The 22,654-nt window shown below is 40.6% G+C and carries 15 protein-coding genes; 10 read left to right on the top strand and 5 right to left on the bottom strand.

Annotation, left to right across the window (positions count from 1 at the left end):
* The first annotated feature begins 300 nt into the window (after positions 1-300).
* Complete coding sequence (locus NSQ41_RS10250; RefSeq protein ID WP_339209863.1) at positions 301-2,079, top strand: IS1182 family transposase; 1,779 nt, start codon at positions 301-303, stop codon at positions 2,077-2,079.
* Positions 2,080-2,558: 479 nt separating this feature from the next.
* On the opposite strand, the gene NSQ41_RS10245 is transcribed toward NSQ41_RS10250, so the two are convergent.
* Positions 2,559-3,389: an ABC transporter ATP-binding protein gene (locus NSQ41_RS10245; protein ID WP_339209862.1), complete on the bottom strand. Its 831-nt coding sequence runs from the start codon at positions 3,387-3,389 to the stop codon at positions 2,559-2,561.
* Between the two features lie 211 nt (positions 3,390-3,600).
* Between NSQ41_RS10245 and NSQ41_RS10240 the strand changes: the two genes are divergently transcribed.
* Positions 3,601-4,851, top strand: a complete 1,251-nt coding sequence (locus NSQ41_RS10240; RefSeq protein ID WP_339192832.1) for an IS4 family transposase — start codon at positions 3,601-3,603, stop codon at positions 4,849-4,851.
* A gap of 141 nt (positions 4,852-4,992) precedes the next feature.
* Here NSQ41_RS10240 and cbiQ read toward each other — a convergent pair whose 3' ends face one another.
* Positions 4,993-5,754 (bottom strand): cobalt ECF transporter T component CbiQ, encoded by a 762-nt coding sequence (cbiQ, locus tag NSQ41_RS10235; RefSeq protein ID WP_339209861.1) that lies wholly within the window; start codon positions 5,752-5,754, stop codon positions 4,993-4,995.
* A 60-nt stretch (positions 5,755-5,814) separates the two neighbouring features.
* Positions 5,815-6,861 carry an energy-coupling factor ABC transporter permease gene (locus NSQ41_RS10230; protein ID WP_339209860.1) on the bottom strand — a complete coding sequence of 349 codons (1,047 nt, stop codon included), beginning with the start codon at positions 6,859-6,861 and terminating at the stop codon, positions 5,815-5,817.
* A 640-nt stretch (positions 6,862-7,501) separates the two neighbouring features.
* On the opposite strand from NSQ41_RS10230, the gene NSQ41_RS10225 reads away from it, so the two are divergent.
* The 3 genes from NSQ41_RS10225 to NSQ41_RS10215 are packed head-to-tail and all read left to right on the top strand — an operon-like array spanning position 7,502 to position 11,477.
* Positions 7,502-8,518 carry a LacI family DNA-binding transcriptional regulator gene (locus NSQ41_RS10225; protein WP_327848663.1) on the top strand — a complete coding sequence of 339 codons (1,017 nt, stop codon included), beginning with the start codon at positions 7,502-7,504 and terminating at the stop codon, positions 8,516-8,518.
* A 15-nt stretch (positions 8,519-8,533) separates the two neighbouring features.
* A complete protein-coding gene (gene gntK / locus NSQ41_RS10220; RefSeq protein WP_339209859.1) occupies positions 8,534-10,078 on the top strand; it encodes a gluconokinase in 1,545 nt (514 codons plus the stop codon).
* A gap of 49 nt (positions 10,079-10,127) precedes the next feature.
* Positions 10,128-11,477 carry a GntP family permease gene (locus tag NSQ41_RS10215; RefSeq protein WP_339209858.1) on the top strand — a complete coding sequence of 450 codons (1,350 nt, stop codon included), beginning with the start codon at positions 10,128-10,130 and terminating at the stop codon, positions 11,475-11,477.
* Positions 11,478-12,117: 640 nt separating this feature from the next.
* On the opposite strand, the gene NSQ41_RS10210 is transcribed toward NSQ41_RS10215, so the two are convergent.
* The gene (locus NSQ41_RS10210; RefSeq protein ID WP_339192838.1) at positions 12,118-13,320 is read right to left on the bottom strand and encodes a transposase; all 1,203 of its coding nucleotides are present in this window, start codon (positions 13,318-13,320) and stop codon (positions 12,118-12,120) included.
* A 1,390-nt stretch (positions 13,321-14,710) separates the two neighbouring features.
* Here NSQ41_RS10210 and NSQ41_RS10205 point away from each other — a divergent pair.
* The 4 genes from NSQ41_RS10205 to NSQ41_RS10190 all read left to right on the top strand — a co-directional run bounded on the left by NSQ41_RS10205 (position 14,711) and on the right by NSQ41_RS10190 (position 19,328).
* Positions 14,711-15,988, top strand: a complete 1,278-nt coding sequence (locus NSQ41_RS10205) for an IS110 family transposase (protein ID WP_339196343.1) — start codon at positions 14,711-14,713, stop codon at positions 15,986-15,988.
* 387 nt (positions 15,989-16,375) lie between these two features.
* Positions 16,376-16,630: a hypothetical protein gene (locus NSQ41_RS10200; protein ID WP_339209857.1), complete on the top strand. Its 255-nt coding sequence runs from the start codon at positions 16,376-16,378 to the stop codon at positions 16,628-16,630.
* A 543-nt stretch (positions 16,631-17,173) separates the two neighbouring features.
* Positions 17,174-18,376: a transposase gene (locus tag NSQ41_RS10195; RefSeq protein WP_339192838.1), complete on the top strand. Its 1,203-nt coding sequence runs from the start codon at positions 17,174-17,176 to the stop codon at positions 18,374-18,376.
* 532 nt (positions 18,377-18,908) lie between these two features.
* On the top strand, positions 18,909-19,328 hold the full coding sequence (locus NSQ41_RS10190) for a hypothetical protein (protein ID WP_339209855.1): 420 nt from the start codon (positions 18,909-18,911) through the stop codon (positions 19,326-19,328).
* Positions 19,329-19,530: 202 nt separating this feature from the next.
* Here the strand turns inward: NSQ41_RS10190 and NSQ41_RS10185 are convergent, their stop codons facing one another.
* A complete protein-coding gene (locus tag NSQ41_RS10185) occupies positions 19,531-20,904 on the bottom strand; it encodes an IS1380-like element ISGsp2 family transposase (RefSeq protein ID WP_044899598.1) in 1,374 nt (457 codons plus the stop codon).
* A gap of 142 nt (positions 20,905-21,046) precedes the next feature.
* On the opposite strand from NSQ41_RS10185, the gene NSQ41_RS10180 reads away from it, so the two are divergent.
* On the top strand, positions 21,047-22,285 hold the full coding sequence (locus tag NSQ41_RS10180) for a hypothetical protein (RefSeq protein WP_339209854.1): 1,239 nt from the start codon (positions 21,047-21,049) through the stop codon (positions 22,283-22,285).
* The last annotated feature ends 369 nt before the right edge of the window (positions 22,286-22,654 follow it).

The raw sequence follows: 22,654 nt of genomic DNA, 5'->3' as shown, positions 1-22,654 counted from the left end.
TTAGTATTTTTGCACGAAAATATATAGGTAAAAATGGTGGAGTAAAATTTATGAAGGATTGGATAATCCAAACATGTCTTTGTTTTTACTACAATAGGATCGCATAAAGGGGACATCACACTTTATTTTTTGCTTCGACAAGTATATAAAATTCCATTAAAATAAAAAGGGGCTGTCCGAAAAGTCGATTGAATCGACCTTGGGCTCAGCCCTTTTTTCTGTTTTTAGGGTACAAAAAAATCGTCCTTTTTTATAGAATGAAATTGACCAAAAAACATTCTACAGAAAGGACGATTTCTTATGAATAATCAAATGACTATTCAAGAAAATTATAACACGCAATTAGAAATGACTCTAGAGGGTATTCAAAAAATAGAGGTTCAAAAGAATAAGAAACGCAAAAAACTAGTTTTCCAACCTTATTGCAATCGTCAAGTCATGAGCATTTTAGATATCGAAATGTATATTCCTGAAAATCATGTCGCCCGTTTAGTGGATGAAATGGTGGAATCGATTCCGGATGAAGTGTTGTATACTCATTATGTTGGTGGGGGTCGTGCACCCTATCACCCTAAAATGTTATTGAAAGTGATTTTATATGCGTACACTCAAAATGTTTATTCAAGTCGGAAAATAGCGCAAATGGTGAAAGAAAATCTTCCGATGATGTGGTTGGCGGGATTGCAAACCCCTGACCATCGCACAATAAATGATTTTCGTAGTGTTCGTATGTCAAACATGATGGATTCTGTATTTGAACAATTTGTCCTTCAACTAGTAGAACAAGGACTTATCGACCTCGACCATATTTTTGTGGATGGTACGAAAATAGAAGCGAATGCCAACAAATATACGTTTGTATGGCGAAAATCCGTAGAAAAATATGATCAGAAACTACGAGCCAAAATTCAATCGTTTCTACAAGAAGCGCACCAAATCGCCTTGGAGGAATTAAAAGAAGAACAATTAGAAGAAGAATTAGAAAAATCATCGGCACAACTTTCTGAGAGAATAGAAGCTTTGGAAAAAGATTATAAACAGGAAGAAGACAAAGAAAGAAAAAAAGAACTTCGCTCTAAAAAATCCCAACTCACCAAACAACTGAAAACGATTCAAACGGATTATCTTCCACGATTACGAAAATACAAAGTACAAAAACAGATTCTAGGTGAACGAAATAGCTACTCGAAAACCGACCATGAGGCCACTTTTATGCGAATGAAAGAGGACCATATGAAAAACGGCCAACTCAAGGCGGGTTATAATGTTCAACTCGCCACACAACATCAATTTATCGTGGGATTTGAAATTTATCAAAATCCAGGAGATACTCGCTGTTTCCAACCATTTATGGAAAAGTTATTGGAATCGATGCCGAAGGAAAAGAAACTCAAGTATGTCATTGCCGATGCAGGATATGCGAGTGAAGAAAACTATTTATATGCGATTGGCGAAGAAAAAGAACCTCGTTTTGAATTATTAGCCCCATACCAAACCTATTTGAAGGAACAAAGTAAAAAGTTTAAAAAGGATTTATCAAAAGTACAAAACTGGAAATACATCGAAGAAGACGATTGCTTTATCTGTCCGAACAATCGGAAAGTCGTATTCAAGTATTATCAAAAAAGAAAAAATGCATCTGGATACATACAAGATTTGAAAGTGTACGAGTGTGAAGATTGTACGGATTGCCCGTTGAAGAATGGGTGTACGAAAGCCAAAGGAAATCGTCGAGTATATTGGAACACGATTTATGAAGAAATGAAAGCGAAAGCCAAAGCAGCTCTTGGTGACGAACAAAAGGCAGCTCTTTATGCGAAGCGTAAAGTGGATGTCGAAAGTGTGTTCGGTAACATCAAGGGCAATTTGCGTTTCACTCGATTTCTGTTACGGGGGCTTCATAAAGTCCGAACAGAATTCGGGATTGTGGCAATGGCCCACAACATACTGAAATGGGCCGCAAATTCCCAAACCAATTTCAAAAATAAGGAAACAGAGCGAATGGAAAAACTCATTGTTTTCTCCATTCGCTCTGTTTTTATGGACTTTTTAGACAAGCCCCTGTCACATTTCGTATGACGTAAAGCATATATTTCCACAACCATAGAGCCACAAGGCATTTTTAACTTAATAGGATTTATCCCTCAGTAAAGTGTATGTTGCATATCAAATAGAATTGTTCAATACACTCATTCTAAAATAAAAAGGTTGTAAGAATAATTATATAGAAATAGAAACTTTTCCTTTTAAAGGTACCATCAAGAATTTTGTGTAAGGTTCTATAGAGTATCCTCAGATTATGCTTTATTCGATAATAAATTCATTTATCTGTTCCCACTAGGAGACTCGGGGAAACGGATATAAGTTAAGTTCGGAACATCAATGAGCCAGCCGATGTTTTTTGTGAAAGTGATGCCGGGGCGGGGGTGCATGGAACATCAAAATAAACGAGAGAATATTTTATGGTTCTCGTCAGATTAGGCAGTGCTTATTTCATAAGGTCAACTGCTTCGAAATAGTTGAATTTATTTGAGCTTCTTCAAATTTCAAAAGCAAACTCATTCTCCGGTCAATCGCAATTCTTTTTTGGCTTCTTTGTCGACTACAATTTTCTCATGGATATATCCGAATTTGCCTTTTGAAGTTCCGCAAACAGGACATTTTTGAAGTGAAAGAGGTAATTCCAAGCCACAGCTATTCAGCAGATCTTCATTGGATAAAATGTCCACTGCGGTTCCATCTGCAGCTATTTCTCCTTTTTTTATCACAATAATCCTTTTACAGGTTTCAAGTACCATGTCCAAATCGTGGCTGGTAATTAATTTTGTATGTTCAAAGCTTTTTAACAAATCAATTACTCTCCGTCTTGATTTTGGGTCCAGGCCAGAAGTTGGCTCATCCATGATCAATACATCAGGTTGCATGGATAAAACGGATGCAATTGCGGCAGAGCGCTTTTCTCCTCCTGATAGTTTATAGGGGGCTCGGTCTCTCAAATGAGGTATTCCAACCTTCTCCAGTGCCTGCATCACCCGTCTCTCCACGTCTTCCTCTTCCAGCTTATAATTTCGTGGTCCAAAGGCAACGTCTTCATAAACAGTAGTCATGAACAATTGGTCGTCAGGGTCCTGAAAAACCATTCCCAATCTTTGGCGAATCATCGGTAATGTCTTTTTGGTTACACGCACATCTCCTACCAGCACTTCTCCGCCATCCGGAAAATAAACTCCCATCAACAGCATTAGCAGCGTAGACTTCCCAGCACCATTTGCACCAATGATTCCGACTGATTCACCATGATAAATGGAAAAAGACATATTTTTAATTGCTTCATGTCCATCCGGATACGAAAAATGCAGATTCCTCACTTCAATTTTATGATGACTCATCCTATCAAATCACTCCTGTAAACAATGACCCTATCAATACAGGTATGTTGTAAATTCTTGCAATAATAAAAAATCAGTAGCATTGCATTAAGTTAATTTTAATTTGTCAAGCCCAATTTTATGTTAAATTTCATCTTTTTGGATATAAAAAAACTCCTTATAATTAGGATTGGCAGTCCTATCCAAATCCTAAGAATAAGGAGAAACCATTATGGATAAGAATACCACAGAATCCACAATAAATGAACTATTTAAAGAGATCGATCCAATAACTTTTTCAAAACTAATTAATGTGATTGACGTTGACAAATACATTAAAAAATTAACGGCGTATAAGTTTTTACAACTTTGTATCATCGCTCAGTTAAACGAATTGGAAAGCTTAACAAAATTGGCCAAACATTTGAAAGACAAGGAAGAGTTGCAGACATATCTGGAATTTGATGCAATTAGTACTTCGCAACTTTCTCGCAAATTAGGCCAATTATCCCCTCAACTGTTTGAAAAAGTATTTAAATATCTGGTCTTAAAGATCCAAGGGCAAATGAAAAATGCCCCGATCATCCGAAACATTGGTCGTCTTCTGGTCATTGATTCTACCACGATGAGCATGAGTTTGAGCCAATATCCATGGGCAACTTTTCGTAAGACAAAGGCTGGTGTTCGACTCCATTTAAAGGTTGTTGTAACGAAGGATATCACTGTTCCGGATCAAGGGATTATCTTACCCGCGAAACATGCCGATCGCACACAGATGGACGAACTCATTGAAATCGATCCAAATGCGATTTACTTGTTTGATCGAGGGTATGTCGATTACAAACAGTTCGACCGCTTATGCCGAGAAGGGGTGCGATTCATTACCCGGCTTAAAAAGAACGCAGAGATTGAAGTTTTATCGGAACGGATTCCCAATCCAGAACGTTTGATTTATAGGGATCAGATTGTCATTTTAGGAAATGACCGTAATCATACCAAAATGACTCATCCTCTCCGATTGATCGAAACGGTCGACAGCGAAGGGAATCCCGTGATCATCATAACCAATTGCTTTGATCTTTCTGCGGAAGAGATTGCAGATTTATACCGATATCGCTGGAAGATAGAGACCTTCTTTAAATGGATGAAACAGCACCTTAAGATAAAAAGATTTTATGGAAAAAGTCAAAATGCCGTTTACAATCAAATTTGGATCGCCCTAATCACCTATTGCTTACAGGCCATGCTCCAATTAAAAGTGAATCACGATGGTCCTTTATTAGAGATCAAGCGAACTTTACAGAATCTGCTTTTTAAAGGTTTTGACTGTTTTGTTCGCTCCCTTTTTAAAAAGCCAATTCGAACGTCCAACGGTCGGAAAAAATACCATTGGGAAAAAGATTTTGAAACCATCGTGTACCAATTTGAAGAAGGGGAGGTGGAACACCTAGACGATTTAGTTTATGATCCAATGTTTCTGTAATATATTACCAAATTGTGGAAATGGACTGCCGATTAAGACGTCATTGTCCTTTTAAGCTTGCTTAGAAAGATTGTATGTCTGAATATTCAGTTACATGAAATAACTGGAATTTTTATTGAGCTTGACAAACATTAAATTTTTTTATGCAACGCTACTGATAAAAAATAGACTCCATCCGGCAAAATAGGCAAGGTCTTTAAAGCTTAGTTTTGCAATATCTCCTGTATAATACTCTCCTGTAAAGCCTCTTAAATTCATTGCTTGATATACCCGCTCTGCTCTTTCAAAAGTCCTGAGCAATATTTGTCCGGCAAAAGAGCCCCAAGCGCTCCACTTTAATCCCTTTTGTCCTGGCGCCCTAAGTGAATACGCCCTTATCATCCTGGAAATCTCTTCGATCAGCACCGATATATATCGATATGTTAATAGAAGCTGTAAGACAAAAATCTTAGGGATTTTGACCATCCGCAAAGCTGCGGCAAACCGATCCATCCCTGTGGTTGCAATGAGTAAAATGCTGGCTGTCACTGTTAAACTGCATTTTATTAAAATTGATAAAAAAGTAACCCAACCTTTTGAAATGGCAATTCCACCAAACAGCACTTTAGAATGATCAAACAATGGATTTAATATTCCGATTCCGATAATGAAAGGTTCAATAAGCAATATCATTTTTAAAATTGGCGCAACTGGTAGCTCTGCAAAAGCAAAAATTAGTATAGGATAAAAAATAAAAGGCAAAAGACCAATTATTTCATACCTTTCAAATGATACAACCACAGTCAAATAGACGACTGTGGTTAACAGCTTTATTAGCGGATGAATTTTGTGTATAAAGGTCTCTTTTCGCGCCAGATCATCCAGAAGCCTCATATTAGACAGCGAATTTATCATGTTCGACATTTACATCCATTCCTATTATATATTTTAATAAACTAAAGGGAGGGCCCCACCATAAAATAATCAAGCGGTCGTTTTTATTTTTTTCCTTTTAATCAACATGATGACCCACCCTGTAAATACGGCTAATGCAAGAGTCAATGCTCCTCCTACTATACCCGAAACGCTTGTCCCAGCATTAACAGCAGGCCACGCATTTTCAGCTTGTCCAGCTGTTTTTTCATTTTCACTTGCTTTAAAATCATAATCAGGCAATAATGCTGTTTTGCTTTGAATTTCAGAGAGTGTTTCATGAATGCCGTCAGGAGCTTCCAATTCTGCCGTACCTGCTGTTTTTTCGATAGACCATTCCAGTCCGTCAGGATTAGCGGATGCAAACCAAGAAAACAAACCGCCAACCACAACTACAGCGATTGAAAGGGCTGTCAATACTTTCTTCATAGATATATTGCCAAAGGCTTCCTCGTTTGCTGCTTTTTCCAAAATGTCAGGTCTAGCCCTCCATACGAAGGTAATGATTGCTGCGGTCACCAGCCCTTCAACTATTCCGATCGCAAGGTGTATCGGCTGCATTAACAATACGAATTTCTCAAAGGGCAATTCAGTTTTTCCTGATAAAAGAGTCTCAAGGACAACGCTAAAAGCACCCAATTGGAGAGCAACCAGTGCTGAAGCCATCGAACCAGCAAAAATCCTATTGGAAGTAACCCCTTTACGTGTAATCCACTTATATATGAATGGATACGCTATAAAGCACGTATAAAAACCAAGGTTAAATACGTTGCAGCCATAAGCAAGCAATCCACCGTCACCAAAGAACAATGCCTGTATCAACAAAATCGAAGCCATTGTTAAAAATCCCGCATAAGGACCTAATAATATTGCCAGCAGCATTCCTCCTCCGAGGTGTCCGCTTGAACCAGTGCCTGGTATTGAAAAATTAATCATTTGTGCTGCAAAAACAAATGCTCCCATCACTCCCATTAAAGGAATTTTCTTTTCATCCAGCTCATTCTGGAGCTTTTTGATTGAATAAGCTGCAACTCCAGCAGTGGTTGCCAGCATGGTTCCACCAACAGCTGGTGAAATCAAGGCATCCGCCATGTGCATCATATTCACCCCTTTGTAACATTATTTTTAGAATTTTTAAAATAATTTGTAAGTCGAGCGTATCACGGTTTGACAAGAATGGTCAAGAGAATGTTAAGTTACACGACTTTCAATGGTCAGAAATGTTCAGCTTTGTTGAACGCGATTTGTTTTTGTCCAGCAATTACAATCTTTTGCTATCCAGCCATTTCTCACTATCCGGTTTCTGGATTTGAAACGGGGGAGGAGATGGATTTTTACTGGTACTCATGTTGTTTTCGGCTCATCGTTAAGGGTCAACTAGTATCGCAGATTTTCTGTGCCGGGTCATAGATGTCGAAAAATATATCTTTATGTTCGTTGTTGCGTACAACCGGTAATTCCGTCAATGTTTTGCGAAGTTTTTTTCTTATCGGCGATTAATGAATCTATCATATAAACGGGCAGTTTTTTTTAAAATTGGATTTGTCCGCATTTAACTGGTTCACAAACATATCGATTTATTTACAACGTTTGGCAGCCAGATATGTTGATTTTTAAAGAAAAAATTTTTAACAAAATAATTGTAAAACGATTTCATTTTGTTTTATAATTTTACTAAACCGGTTTATGAAAACGCTTATAAATACTAAATCGATTTAGTAATGAAAGAGGGATCCCTTTGAAAAAAGTTACGATGGCTGACGTCGCAAAGTTGGCGGATGTCTCGAAAAGCACAGTGTCGCAATATTTAAATAAACGCTATGAATATATGAGCGAGGAAACGAGAAAACGAATTGCCATGGCGATTAAGGAATTGGGATATCAACCGAATTTTATCGCCCGCAGCTTAAAACAGAAAACAACGATGACAATCGGAGTAGTCGTCTTCAACATTATGCATATGCTTACGACGCAAGTGCTGCATGCGATTGAGGAAGAGTGCCAAGAGCGGGGTTTCCATGTTATCGTCTCTAACTCCGATGATGATCCGGAGAAAGAAAAGAAATATATTGAGATGCTGCGGGCAAAACAAGTCGATGGTTTGATTATTTTTCCAACAGGAAAAAACGCTGATATATATCAAAAATTACTTGAAGAACGGTTTCCGCTTGTGTTTGTCGATCGGATGGTTCCGGAGGTCAAAGCGGACGCAGTTCTGCTTGATAATCAAAAGGCTGCTGAATTGGCGGTCGAATATTTTGCTGAGCGTGGTTACGAACACATCGGAATTGTCACTCCGCCGCTTGTTTCCCATATCGTTCCGAGGATGGAGCGCATTGAAGGATTTCGGCAAGCGTTAGTAAAAAAGGGACTTCCAGTTGTTGACGATTATTTTATCACAACGGAGATCCCGCATATTCAAAAAGAATTGACAAGGTTGTATGAATCCGGCCGCTTGCCGGAAGCATTGTTTGCGATCAATGATTTAACATTGATGGAAGTTTTGTATTTTATTAAAGGAAATCATATTAATACTCCTGACGAATTGGCGATCATCAGCATTGACGATGTGCCGTTTGCCCATGTTTATACGCCGACGTTGACGACGATCTCGCAGCCGACGTTTGCCATGGGGAAAAAAGCGGCAGAACGGCTTTTTTTGCAAATCGAAAAAAAAAGCGAGCATCAACCGCAAGTTTTTCGTTTTTCGCCTACGTTTATCGAACGAGGATCGGTAAAAGAAAAAACATCATAGAAAGAGGGAGCAGACATGGAAGCAAAACAACCAGTTGTAATTGGTGTCGATATCGGAACGACGAGCACAAAAGCGGTGGCGTTTGGCGAACAGGGGCGGACGCTAGCCTCCCACGCAATTGATTATCCAATAATACAGCAGCATCCAGGCTGGGCGGAGCAGGAGCCGGAGGAGATTTTCGCAGCTGTTGTGAAAACTGTAAACGCTGTTATTTCTAAGTTAAAAATTCCTTCTAGCCAAGTGAAGGCGATCGGATTCAGCGCGGCGATGCATTCATTAATGGCGCTTGATGTATCAGGACGCCCGCTTACCCGCTGCATTATTTGGGCCGATAACCGCAGTGTCGAACAAGCGGAGCGGCTTTTGGATGAATTAAGCGGCATAAGCATTTACAAACGGACTGGAACCCCGATTCATCCGATGTCCCCGCTTCCGAAATTGCTTTGGCTGAAAGAGGAACAGCCTGATTTATTCCGTCAGACGCACAAATTTGTATCGATGAAAGAATATGTGCTGTATCAATTATATGGCCAATATGTTGTCGACTATTCGATCGCTTCAGCAACGGGTCTGTTCCGCTTAGATACGCTTGATTGGGATGAGGATGTTCTTAAACTTCTCGGAATGACAAGAGCGCAGTTATCGAGCTTGGTGCCAACGACGCACATATTGCAGGGGATGAGGAAAGAATGGGCTGAGCAAATGGGCTTGGATCCGAACGTCCCTGTCGTTGTCGGAGCTAGTGACGGGGTGCTCGCTAATGTCGGCGTCGGAGCGATTTTGCCCGGGGAGGCGGCGATTACGATTGGAACAAGCGGCGCGGTGCGGACGATTTCCCCAATTCAAAAAACAGATGAAAAAGGGCGGACGTTTTGTTATGCGCTTACACCAAATCATTGGGTCGTTGGCGGGCCGACGAACAATGGCGGTATTTTGCTGCGTTGGCTTCGTGACGAATTTGGCAGCCCAGAGCGCGAAGTGGCGAAAAGGCTCGGCATTGATCCATATGAACTGCTGACAAAGTACGCTGAAAGAGTTCCAGCAGGTTCAGAAGGATTGCTGTTTCTTCCGTTTTTGTCTGGCGAACGTGCACCGTACTGGAACGCGAACGCAAGAGGGACTTTTTTCGGCATCAGCCTCCGTCATAAGCGGGAGCATTTTATTCGCGCGGTGATGGAAGGGGTATGTATGAGCGTCTTTTCTGTCGCTCTGGCGATTCGCGATGTCACAGGGCCGCTGTCGGAAATCCGCGTATCTGGCGGTTTTGCGAAATCTCCGTTTTGGCGGCAAATGCTTGCCGATATGATGGGAAAAGAGCTGTTAGTACCGGAAACGCACGAGGCGTCTGCGTTAGGCGCTGCAGCATTGGCATTGTATGCGCTTGGCGATATTCCATCGCTTGATACGGTGAAAACGTGGATTCATATTTTATCACGCCATGTGCCAAATGAAGAAAATACGCTTATTTATTCCGAACTATTTGATATATATACACGATTATATGATCGCTTAAAGGATGAGTTTGATGTGATTGCTTCTTTCCAGCGTAGAAATGGATAGCTACTAAATCGGTTTAGTTTGCATCAAACAGAAAAGAGGAGGAATGGAAATGGGAATCGCGATTGTTATTGCTGCGATTGTTGTGTTATTGCTGCTCATCACGGTTGCGAAAATGCATCCGTTTGTCGCTTTGATTTTGACATCTGTTGGAGTAGGGCTGGCAATGGGGATGCCGCTGATCGCACCGTCGCCGGAAACGCCGGGAATTATTGATTCGATTAAAGCAGGTCTTGGCAATACGCTTGGCTTTTTGGCGATCGTATTGGCGCTTGGAACGATGCTTGGAAAGATGATGGCGGAGTCCGGAGGCGCTGAACGCATTGCGAAAACATTGATTGACCGTTTTGGCCAAAAACGCGTCCATTGGGCAATGATGGTCGTCGCATTTTTAGTGGGGATCCCAGTATTTTTCCAAGTAGGATTCGTGCTATTAATTCCGCTTGTGTTTACCATTGCAATGGAAACAGGAATTTCACTTGTGACAATTGGTATTCCGCTAGTTGCCGGATTATCTGTCGTGCATGGACTTGTTCCGCCGCATCCGGCTGCGATGGCTGCCGTCGGCATTTTTAAAGCCGATGTCGGGACAACAATTCTTTATTCGCTTATTGTCGGGCTGCCGACAGCCATTATCGCCGGCCCGTTGTTTGGAAAATGGATCGGGTCGCGCATGTATAAACAAGTGCCTAGTGAAATCGCCGAGCAGCTTGTACAGCATAAAGAAAAGAAAGACCTCCCTGGCTTTGGCAACACGTTATTTACGATTCTGCTTCCGGTTATTTTAATGCTGGTTGCTTCCATAGCTAATGTTACGCTGGATCAAGCGTCGGAAGCATCGAAAGTGTTGCGCTTTATCGGGGATCCGATCATCGCGCTTTTGATCGCGACGATTTATTCGTTCTTTAGCCTTGGCTACGCTCGAGGATTCAATCGCGATAAAGTATTAAAATTTGCCAATGACTGCCTTGGTCCTGTCGCCAATATTTTGCTTGTCATCGGAGCTGGCGGGGCGTTCAATAAGGTGTTGCTTGATTCTGGCATTGGCGACCAAATCGCAGACTGGGCTACACATTCGCAAATGTCTCCGCTGCTGTTAGGTTGGGGAATTGCCGCGCTCATTCGGATTGCGACAGGTTCTGCGACGGTATCGATGATGACAGCGGCAGGCATTGTTGCCCCAATTGCCGCCAGCATTCCTGGCACGAACGCTGAATTGCTTGTATTAGCGACAGGAGCGGGATCACTCATTTTATCGCACGTCAACGACTCCGGCTTCTGGATGATCAAAGAGTATTTCGGCATGACCGTCAAAGAAACGTTGATGACATGGACCGCAATGGAGACAATTATTTCTTTCGTCGCTTTTGCGCTGATTGCGTTGCTGGATTTATTAGTGTAAGATATAAAAAATGTCAGGCGCTTTCGCAAAACCCTGTCAAGTGGGCATTTCCGACTTAGATCGAACAACAATGCTGTAATAGTCACTTGCACATAACTCTGTCAAGCAGATATTAAAAAAAGAGTATATGAAGCTGCGGCCTTTTCTCGATACTCAACCGGGGAAAGGCCGTTATTTTTTCTTGGAAACGACTGTAATGGTAAAAAATGAATATATTCTTCAATCGCAATTACAAGCCTTAAAGAATCACACATTTATTTTTTTTGATCATCAAACTAATCCAGCAGGAAATTGCGTAAGGACTTCTAAAAGCGTGAGACTAATCGCTCGCTGAATCGTATAAAAAAGGAGATGCCGTCAAAACTATGTGTTTTTTGTTCATCTAAATGTAAAAAGCAGGTGAATATGCGAAATTAGAAGAACGGAACATTCGTTAAAAATTCGTCCAACGAAATAAAATTTAGAAGTTGTATTTGATAGAGCATTTTTATTTAGGTGAGCATTTTGCAAAATTAGATTTTTTGGATAAAAGTATAAAAAATAAAGCACTCGGCAAATAGCTACCAGCATGTTATTTTACAAAATATTACAATAATCTTGTTTTCGGGCATACCTACAGAATTTTTCACATTGAATTTTTTTAAGCGGCTTTCTTCCCTTTATTTTCCTTTGCCATCGCTAGCGCTGAAACAAGTAATACAATAGCGTTCAGGTAAATATGGGTCTTTACTTTTTCAATTCCCCATACATGTAGGGAGTTCGCCGTAAGGTAGCTTTTCATTCTTGAATTACAGCGTTCTACACTTGTCCTCTCGTTGTAAAGCTCTTTCCAACGTTTTGTATCACGGTGCGGATTGGAATATCGGCGCACATCCTTTTTGATGTCGACTTTTACCACCATTCCATAGTTGGAAGATGAACAGGCTGCCATTCCTAATGGGCAATCCACTTTGCCGGTTGCGTGAGGACATCTGAACTTGAGCTGGTCCTTATCAGCTCCCCAATAAGTCATTTCATAACCCATGGAACAACGCGGAGTTCCATTGGAAGAAATCCCTTCAGGAGGCTCTTTTTCGTTGCGCAAATTGAGCGGGATAATGGCTTGCGCTCCAATGTTTTTGGCTGATTCATAGTTTTTTAGTTGGTCATATCCGCCATCCATGATCAGAAATTCAATTTTGGATTTGGTACGCTCTGCCACTTGCTCTATTAATTCTGGTGCGACTTCTCCATCGTTCACATGGGCAGGGGTTACTTTTATGGCTATTGGCAGTTCGCTTGCGGTATCGACTGAAAGATGCATCTTATAGCCAAACCAGGTAATTTTATTGCCGAAGGAATCATATTTTGCGCCCCAATTGGCATTACCCGTTTGTTCACTACGCTTTTTGGGCTGTTTCTTTTCATAGGCATCAATGGCGGCACTGTCGATGGCCTGGTGGCTGCCGTCAATTATTCCTTCCTCCTGAGCTAACTGTACCAAGTCAAGGAAGATCTTTTCAGCCAGCTTTTTTTTGGTAAGTGCCGCAAAAACCCGGCTGAGAGTGGAGATAGACGGTGCGGGGCGATCAATCGATAAACCGCATTGATAACGGAAACGAAGGTCTTTATCCAATCGATGATGAAGGGCGGTAAAGGTGTCGATGCCTTCGAGTGGGGCAGCGATGAGAGCCCTTAGAATCCCTTCTCTGGAATGACCGTCAGCCCCTCGGGGTGAAGAACTTCTCAACTGTTTAGCATAAGGGCGTAAATCAAGCGAGCTAAAAAAGATAGGTAATTTCTCTTTTGACTCTAATTTTTGCAGTTCTTCAAAGGAAAATAGGCTTTCTTGTAGAATATACAAAGTGACTTCCTCCTTTTGAATTTTTGTGGTTTCGTCACTTCAAAAATTCTACATTTTAGGGGTGAAGTCCTTTTTTATGTCTTTGAAATCCTTATGGCTCTTGGGTCAAAAAATATGCAAAATGCTCAGGTTCAAAAGAAAAATCCTTGGGCTATTGTTTATTGCTATTATATTTTTCGAATAAATTCGTCCACAGAATAATAGAACACTGCACGAATAACTGCATAAATCAGTAATTCAGGAGGAGACTATAATGCAAATATAGATATAGAAAGTTTCTGAACTCACTAACGTGTTTCGCTTTACTTTGACTGTAATGCAAATATAGATATAGAAAGACAGTATATAATTGCTTTGACTAATAGTCGATTTTCTTTTTTCATAATACTTATAATACTTTTACTTAAAATTTCAGAGAGGATTGATGCGGATACCCCATATAACAAAACAATGAAAGATACATAGAAGCCAGCAGATAAAAATATAGGAAATATTTCATCAGGAGTTTCCATCCTGAATCTAGGGATTAGACAGATCGTTATCAGTACTGATACCAACCAATATGTTGTGAGATTTCTAAATAAAAATGCTTTCATTCATACTACACGACCTTTTTTATGTTTATCCATCGGTTTTAATACAATGTAAATTAGCAGTAAATGACAGTTTCATAGAGATTTTATGTTAAGCAGCGATGGATAAATGAATGCGGAGTTGAAAAATATTAAAATATATAGTCCTGTTTGTTTGGACAACTCTTTTTGTATGTATACGATATGATTATGTCGAAAAATTTTTTATACATCTTGATAGGAATACCTGTTTTATTAGTAAGTTCATTTTTTCTTTTGAAAATTTTTAATGAGAATCGAGCAAACGATTGAGTTTTAAATATCGACATTTGAAATTCAAAGGATAAGAATGTAATTTAATTACGGTTCTATGTCAATTGTTTTGGCGATCATTATTGGACGAAAAGAAGCCGGACGTAAAACTCTGCCTTCTTGACCACTAGGCGACTACAAAAATTTAATGACATTCGAGCTATTAAGGACGATACAAAATGGCTACGGCTAACGATCACAAGCGCAATTATTGTGTCAGTGATCGGAGGAGTCGTAGCTATTATTTTTGCTACATTGAAGTAAGTGTTCAGTGACGGAAAAAATCGTGCGGTAGACAAGTAACTCATTTGTTGAATTGCTATGCTTCTGCTGTTTCTCTTGCCCTAGGTCTTGAATACATTAATGTTGGAGTAATGACAATTAGAAAGGAGCATTCCTGTTAGAAGTTTTTTCGGGGACTTGAATAAAAAAAGCCCTCTTGGTATGATTCGGGGGTGTCAATCGCACGAATTGACCCCTAATTTGGATACCAAGGAGGACTATACATGAATTCTATCTCAAACAAGAAGATTAATCAAGTCACCGATCAAACGCTGGTTGTTGGGATGGATATTGCAAAGAAAAAACATTATGCCTGCTTTGTGGATGAGCGAGGGAGGGTGTTAAAAAAGCCGTTTCCCGTTCCGCAATCTAGAGAAGGATTGGAATGGTTGTACCAGTGCATCGTGGAAGCCATGAAGGAATTTGGAAAAACCGAGGTGATCGTTGGCATCGAGCCAACGGGACATTATTGGCTCAATCTCGCTTACTTTCTTGACGAGAAGGGCATTCCTCTCGTCATGACAAACCCGATGCACGTGAAGCGCTCCAAAGAGCTGGACGACAATCTTCCAACCAAGCATGATGCGAAAGACGCGCTCGTCATTGCCCGGTTAGTGAAAGACGGCCGATTCAGCTATCCGCGTATTCTGAAAGGGATGGAGGCGGAGCTGCGCGTGGGAGCGACATTTCGCTCCAAATTGGTGGAAGAACAGGGAGCGATTCGAAATCAAATGATTCGCTGGCTTGATCGATATTTTCCGGAGTTTTCCCAAGTCTTCCTGTCATTTGGGAAAATGGCGCTCGCGGTGCTGGAATATACGCCATTTCCGAGTGATCTGGCAGGAAAAGAACTAGAAGAGGTGCTGGCCCTTTACCGGAAAAGTGAGGGATTACAATCGCCACAAAAACCGAAAGCGAAGAAGTTGATGGAATTGGCCCAACACTCCATTGGCGTAACGGAAGGACAACAGATGGCCCGTATCGAAATTGCCACGCTTGTCCGCCGATACCGCCAACTGGAAGAAGAAATCGAGGCACTGACAGAGCAGCTGATCGAACTCGTACAGACATCGGTCGAGTACGAATGGTTGAAGACCGTTCCGGGCTTAGGCGATGCGACCATCGTAGAACTGTTATCAGAGATCGGGAGTTTCTCCCATTATCAGGATCCGCGGCAGCTTATCAAATTAGCGGGCCTGACGCTGCGGGAACATTCCTCCGGCCAACACAAAGGGCAAAAACGGATCTCCAAGCGTGGAAGAAGGCGGTTGCGCGCCCTTCTGTTCCGGGTGATGATGCCGATGATCCGCCACAACGAAGCGTTTCGGCAGCTGCACGACTATTACACGACACGTCCTGATAATCCGTTGCGGAAGAAGCAATCGATTGTGGTGTTATGCGGAAAATTATTGAAGGTATTGCACGCTGTATGTACGAAGCACCAAGCGTTCGATGCGAAGCGAATGATGCAGGACATCTTTGGCCTCGAAACGGCTGCTTGATGCCTATAGTCTCGATTCTCTAGACAACAAGGATGACACGGAGAAGCTGGCGCGATATCATCCATTCGACCTTGAGTCCCTAAAGGAGCTTAGCCGGCCTCTGCCTGATGACTAGACCGAACGAAGGAATGTAGGCACAAGGATGCCAAGAGACATGGGAGGGTTCGTCATCATCAGCGATGCAGAGATCTACGGTGCATCCCATACGCTTCCCCCCACTACAACCAAATTTAACCAGTAGTGGCCGCGAAGCGTACCCAGTCAATGTAAGATATACACATATTTAAGAAATAATGTTAGAAACTTTGTCGAAAAATATTTTTTTGACACCCCTGAAACGGCTACAACCGTTGATATATCAACATTTATAGAGGGAGAGATGTTCAATTGGAAGCTATTCTATCAATTGAATTCACTGCATATGTGGCATTAGCCGTTTTGCTGTACGCAATCCGTCAAGCAACCAATCTTTCGAATCGCTACATTCCGATTGTCGCAGTTGTACTTGGCATTGCTTTCTCTATTTTTGAAGCCAGCGCTTTCTCATTTGAGGTTTTAGTAAACGGATTAAAATATGCCTTGTATGGGATCGGATCCGTCGCTGCAATCAAATATGCTCTTGAAAAGACAACGGAGAAATAATGGCAGACATAAATCCGGGGTGATAGCTGGTTGGAAAAGTATAAAGTGTTTCCTTTCTTGACAGCTGCATAAGCGTACTTGAATCAGCTCGAGGAACAAGCGGTTTGGCCGGAAATGGTAACAACCAGATGGTTCGTTTTTCGGGCAACACCATCACAATGCATGAAGGGTTGTTGTCAATGTGAAGTTAAAAAGTACGAAATCTGGGCAGGAAGCGTCGAACATCTAGACGCTTTTTTGTTGATAATAAACGTTGCAAAGCTGAACTTGGTGAAAAAGATTATGTTTAAACCGTAAAGAAGTTAACGCTGCCGGCTATTAGCAAGTATGAAAATCGTTTTTATCTTAACTAAGAGGAATTGAAACAAGAAGATGATGAATAATGGATCCACTCAAACAGCGTTTTTATCTTAACTGAGCATTTTGCATATTTTTTGACCCAAGAGCCATAAGGATTTCAAAGACATAAAAAAGGACTTCACCCCTAAAATGTAGAATTTTTGAAGTGACGAAACCACAAAAATTCAAAAGGAGGAAGTCACTTTGTATATTCTACAAGAAAGCCTATTTTCCTTTGAAGAACTGCAAAAATTAGAGTCAAAAGAGAAATTACCTATCTTTTTTAGCTCGCTTGATTTACGCCCTTATGCTAAACAGTTGAGAAGTTCTTCACCCCGAGGGGCTGACGGTCATTCCAGAGAAGGGATTCTAAGGGCTCTCATCGCTGCCCCACTCGAAGGCATCGACACCTTTACCGCCCTTCATCATCGATTGGATAAAGACCTTCGTTTCCGTTATCAATGCGGTTTATCGATTGATCGCCCCGCACCGTCTATCTCCACTCTCAGCCGGGTTTTTGCGGCACTTACCAAAAAAAAGCTGGCTGAAAAGATCTTCCTTGACTTGGTACAGTTAGCTCAGGAGGAAGGAATAATTGACGGCAGCCACCAGGCCATCGACAGTGCCGCCATTGATGCCTATGAAAAGAAACAGCCCAAAAAGCGTAGTGAACAAACGGGTAATGCCAATTGGGGCGCAAAATATGATTCCTTCGGCAATAAAATTACCTGGTTTGGCTATAAGATGCATCTTTCAGTCGATACCGCAAGCGAACTGCCAATAGCCATAAAAGTAACCCCTGCCCATGTGAACGATGGAGAAGTCGCACCAGAATTAATAGAGCAAGTGGCAGAGCGTACCAAATCCAAAATTGAATTTCTGATCATGGATGGCGGATATGACCAACTAAAAAACTATGAATCAGCCAAAAACATTGGAGCGCAAGCCATTATCCCGCTCAATTTGCGCAACGAAAAAGAGCCTCCTGAAGGGATTTCTTCCAATGGAACTCCGCGTTGTTCCATGGGTTATGAAATGACTTATTGGGGAGCTGATAAGGACCAGCTCAAGTTCAGATGTCCTCACGCAACCGGCAAAGTGGATTGCCCATTAGGAATGGCAGCCTGTTCATCTTCCAACTATGGAATGGTGGTAAAAGTCGACATCAAAAAGGATGTGCGCCGATATTCCAATCCGCACCGTGATACAAAACGTTGGAAAGAGCTTTACAACGAGAGGACAAGTGTAGAACGCTGTAATTCAAGAATGAAAAGCTACCTTACGGCGAACTCCCTACATGTATGGGGAATTGAAAAAGTAAAGACCCATATTTACCTGAACGCTATTGTATTACTTGTTTCAGCGCTAGCGATGGCAAAGGAAAATAAAGGGAAGAAAGCCGCTTAAAAAAATTCAATGTGAAAAATTCTGTAGGTATGCCCGAAAACAAGATTATTGTAATATTTTGTAAAATAACATGCTGGTAGCTATTTGCCGAGTGCTTTATTTTTTATACTTTTATCCAAAAAATCTAATTTTGCAAAATGCTCAACTAAGAGGAATTGAAACCCGCGACCGACCGGTTTGTGTTCGATCGTCACCAGTTTTTATCTTAACTATGAGGAATTGAAACATCCTTTGGAGATTTTTGCTACCAAAACATGGGATAGATGACATATTATTTTGCTTCGAACATGATTTGATTGTAGTGTGAACAATTTTGCTGAGGTAGTCAAAGTCTGTCAAAAAAGCGTCTATCCGAATGGATGGGCGTTTATTTATTTGCTGAAAGGTAAGATATCTACCGACTTATTTGAAATTAAAATAATTGTTTAAATGAGAATTTCCTTTAACTCAAAAATAGGATAAATTAATTTGAAGGGCTTAAATTAGAAAATTTGTTCCCTTTTCATTTCAACACATGCATTCCAACTTAGGCATGTGTTTTTTTATTTCAAAAAAATTTGATAATATAAATAAAGGAAATTTTGGAATTGTGGTGGGAAAGATGCTAGAAAAACTATTAATTGAACTTGCAAAAAAGGTAGATTGTATTTACACATTAAGCTCCAACAACCCAAATTGGATAACAAAAGTTGATTCAAATGGGTTTTATGTGGAAACAGAAAAATCGAGAGAGAAATTTAATAATGGAGAACAGGATAAGCCTTGGGAATATATCCCCTTTGACTTTATAAGAACTGGCTGGAATGAATTTATAAAGGTACGAACCGCCAATTCAAAAGATTTTATAAAAACAAAAGGAAGATCATCTTTTTTAATGGCCTTTTTTCATGAACTTCCTTTTGTCACGAAAACAATCAAAGAAAATTCAATTGCCATTCAAATAAAAGCCTGAATCCGTGATGAATTGAAATCGACTTTGATTTTGTTGTAATTTTGATGGATTGATAATCCATAAAACCCTTTTTATGCTTATGACCTATGTCATCTCTATTTCCGAAAATGGAACAAATCTCTTTTTTAGGTATACGAACCAAAAAAATAGACAAAAAAGCACAGGGAGTGACGTTGGACATCAGTGCCCGAACATTCGTTCGTTATCTTGCCTCTCTCCATTTCTGATAGACGTTCAGTAGGGGCTCGCTATAGCCACTCCTTCGCGTCAGTTTCATCCAGATCTGTCGTGATCGACGGACGAGTCGCCCTGCCATCGTGATCACCGTCTGAATAATCGTCTTGATGCGGCGGCGTTTCACTTTGTGGTGCAACGGATGTCTCGGATCGCTTAATAGATCTTGTCCAATCAGACGAAGAAGATTGTAAACGAAGGCTCCCATGACCAACACGAGCGCATTCGTTTTCATCTTCCCAGATGGAAGCCGCTCTAAATCTAAGTCGCTCTTCAGTTCGCTATGAAACTGTTCGCATGTCGCATGGTCATGATACAACGCGAGCACATCGCTCATTCGAACATGCTCGTATCCTTTGAGCCGCACCCAATAGCTTTCCACTTCATAATCAGGAACGAGCATCAGCTGTCCATTGCGTTCCATCGTCCGTTCCGTCACTTGGGTGACTTGAACGTACGTATACGTGTTCCCATCGATCGCTGCCTTCTGTGGAAGGCATAGCTCATAGGTTTGTACTCCTTCGCTTTGTCCATCATCGACACGTTTGCCCTTTTGCGAAGCGATCTGGAACCAAAGCGCTTTCGATTCTCGGCGTAAGTTTCGCTTGATGACAAAGTCCACGTCTTCCTTTAGGCATACGTGCACATTCGCTTCTGCATCGTTTCCTGCATCCATGCGAACAAGCAGACGAGATGAAGTCAGTTGACGAGCTCGACGGATAGCGGTGACTAAAAACGAGGGCATGTTGTCTTGCACATGTTGTTTCCCTGGACGCAACTCGGCATGAACGAGATACCCTTCCTTCCCTGCATACGCAAACAACGGTGTAAAACCGTCAAATCCTTTATACGTTCGACTGACTCCTTCTTTTTTCGTATCGGAGTTGTCAAATGGGGAACCATCTATATCAAGGGGAAGCCATGTCGTCTTTCCTTTGGTCCAACAAGGGGACAAAGTGGCATGTCGTTGAATCAACAGACGTATGGACTCCTCCCAAAGAATCGTTTCGGTCATCGGAAGACAAGCGAGCTGATCGAGTCGTTGTCGCAAGGTTGGAGAGGAAGGCACGTGCTGAATCCCCATCGATGCCGAAAAGATATCGTCCTGACGATACGCTTCGATATGATCGAAATCCGTTTTTCCTGTGGCAAGCAAGCCAATCATCGAGCGAATGACATCGCTATGGGAAATGTGCACTTCTCGACGAACCGTTGGAAGCCGAAGTGCGTTTACCCGTTTATCCAGTTTCGTTCGATGGAGTAAGTAGCCAACGAGAGCAAGCCCAGCACTTGGGGTAATCGCTTCATCTGTCAATACAAACCGAATCGGGAAATCTTTCATCACATCACCTACTTGATGAAGAATCGTCAACGTCGTTTTCCCTTATCGTATCAACGGTTTGCGACCATTGTAAAGATGTTTTGTCACGGATTCAGGAAAAGAATTTACAACCGAAGATTTACCATCTGAACAATTTCATAAAGTGATTACTTTTTTAGAAGAAGTGATAAATGAGATATTTGATCCTAAAAGATTAAGTGAACAAACCGATAGCAATTTATATAGAATTAAATCAAGAGCGAGACAAGATTTAAGGCTACTAGGCTTCCTAAATGATGAAAATGAAAAAAATGAAACGCTTTTTCATGAATATATCAATTCGGAAGATAAATATGAAGTGATAAAAAAACAAATGGTAAAACATCCTTACAACAAAACCGTATTGGAGGTTCTGAAACTATTAAGTAGTGTTGATAAAAACGAGAAAAAAGCAATACTTGTTGAGTTAGGAAAGTTAATAGTTCGTAACTCACGTGGAGAAAATCTCATGGTTGATTCCGTCGCAAAAGAGCGAACAACGAATTTGTTAAATTGGTTGAAAGCCGTGGGAATTGTTGATGATGAATGGAACTTAATCCAACAAAATCCTGAAAATGAATTGTTGAACTTTAATGATTTTAAACAAAATATCTTCCACAGTTTTTTTATTAAGCTAAGAAAGTATCGTGCCAATCAACTGAAAGAGCTATTAAATGGAAAAAACAAAATTTCCTTACAACAATTTAACGAGGAAGTTTGGAATATCGGTTATGCAGTCTTAAATGACTCGAAAGTTAACGTATTTAACTTAATACATAACAAGGATTTTGATACGTTAAAGAAATTAAACGAACAATTAGAAAAAAAGGAATTAATATATAGTGGTAATTCTATCTGGGGCACAGCAACTAGAGTTTTTGGTGCTCAATTAAAATTGACCGATCAAGAAAAAGAACAGTTAATCAATAACGCTGTTGAAATATTAAATAGAACCGATCTAACACCTTTGGAGAAGGTTAAAAATTTGGTAGATATAAAGGGATTTGGTGAAAATATTGCAACAGGTCTCGTCATGGTATTTCATCCAGATGAATTTGCCATCTATAATTCTCAATCTATTAAAGCCTTGAAAAAGCTAGGATTTTCACCAGACACATTAGAAGCTTTCCAAAAAGATATCGCTCATTTGAAGGAAACCTTACATGCAGCTGATTTTATTGAATTGGATTGGTATTTATATTGGATAAATCAAAATGAGGAGAGAAAAAGTTTGAAATATTGGTGGGTTAACCAGGTCAAACACATAAAGAGGAAAAAGAAGGCGGCTATTTGTGGGCGCCAAAACAAACAAAAAGTGGGACCATTTTTGCACATCATCGAAATCTCGTTTATGCAAAAGTAGGGGATCTTGTATTTGCATATTCGGCAGGAGAAATTAAAGCAGTTGGAATTGTTGAAAGAGAAGCAGAAGAGCTTCCAAAGCCTAAGGAAATATCCTCTGGAAATTGGGAAGAAGAAGGAAATCTTGTTCGATTAACATATTATGATTTAATCTCACCTATTAAAAAAGAAGAGATTCCAGAAAAGTGGCGTTTGAATGAAACCGGACCATTTGATCGGAACGGAAATGTTAAACAAGGCTACTTTTTTGAAGTATCAGAAGAATTTGTAGGAAAACTTTTAGGAAAATTTAAAAATCATTTCCCAAAAGAACTCATAGAGATAATCAACATTCCAATTCAAGAGGAAGAAAAAGCATTAACATCCGAAC

It is taken from the genome of Aeribacillus sp. FSL K6-8210 (assembly GCF_037963925.1).
Taxonomy (GTDB): domain Bacteria; phylum Bacillota; class Bacilli; order Bacillales; family Aeribacillaceae; genus Aeribacillus; species Aeribacillus composti.
The sequence above is the reverse complement of the archived record's forward strand: the minus strand, read 5'-3'. Positions and strand labels throughout refer to the sequence as shown.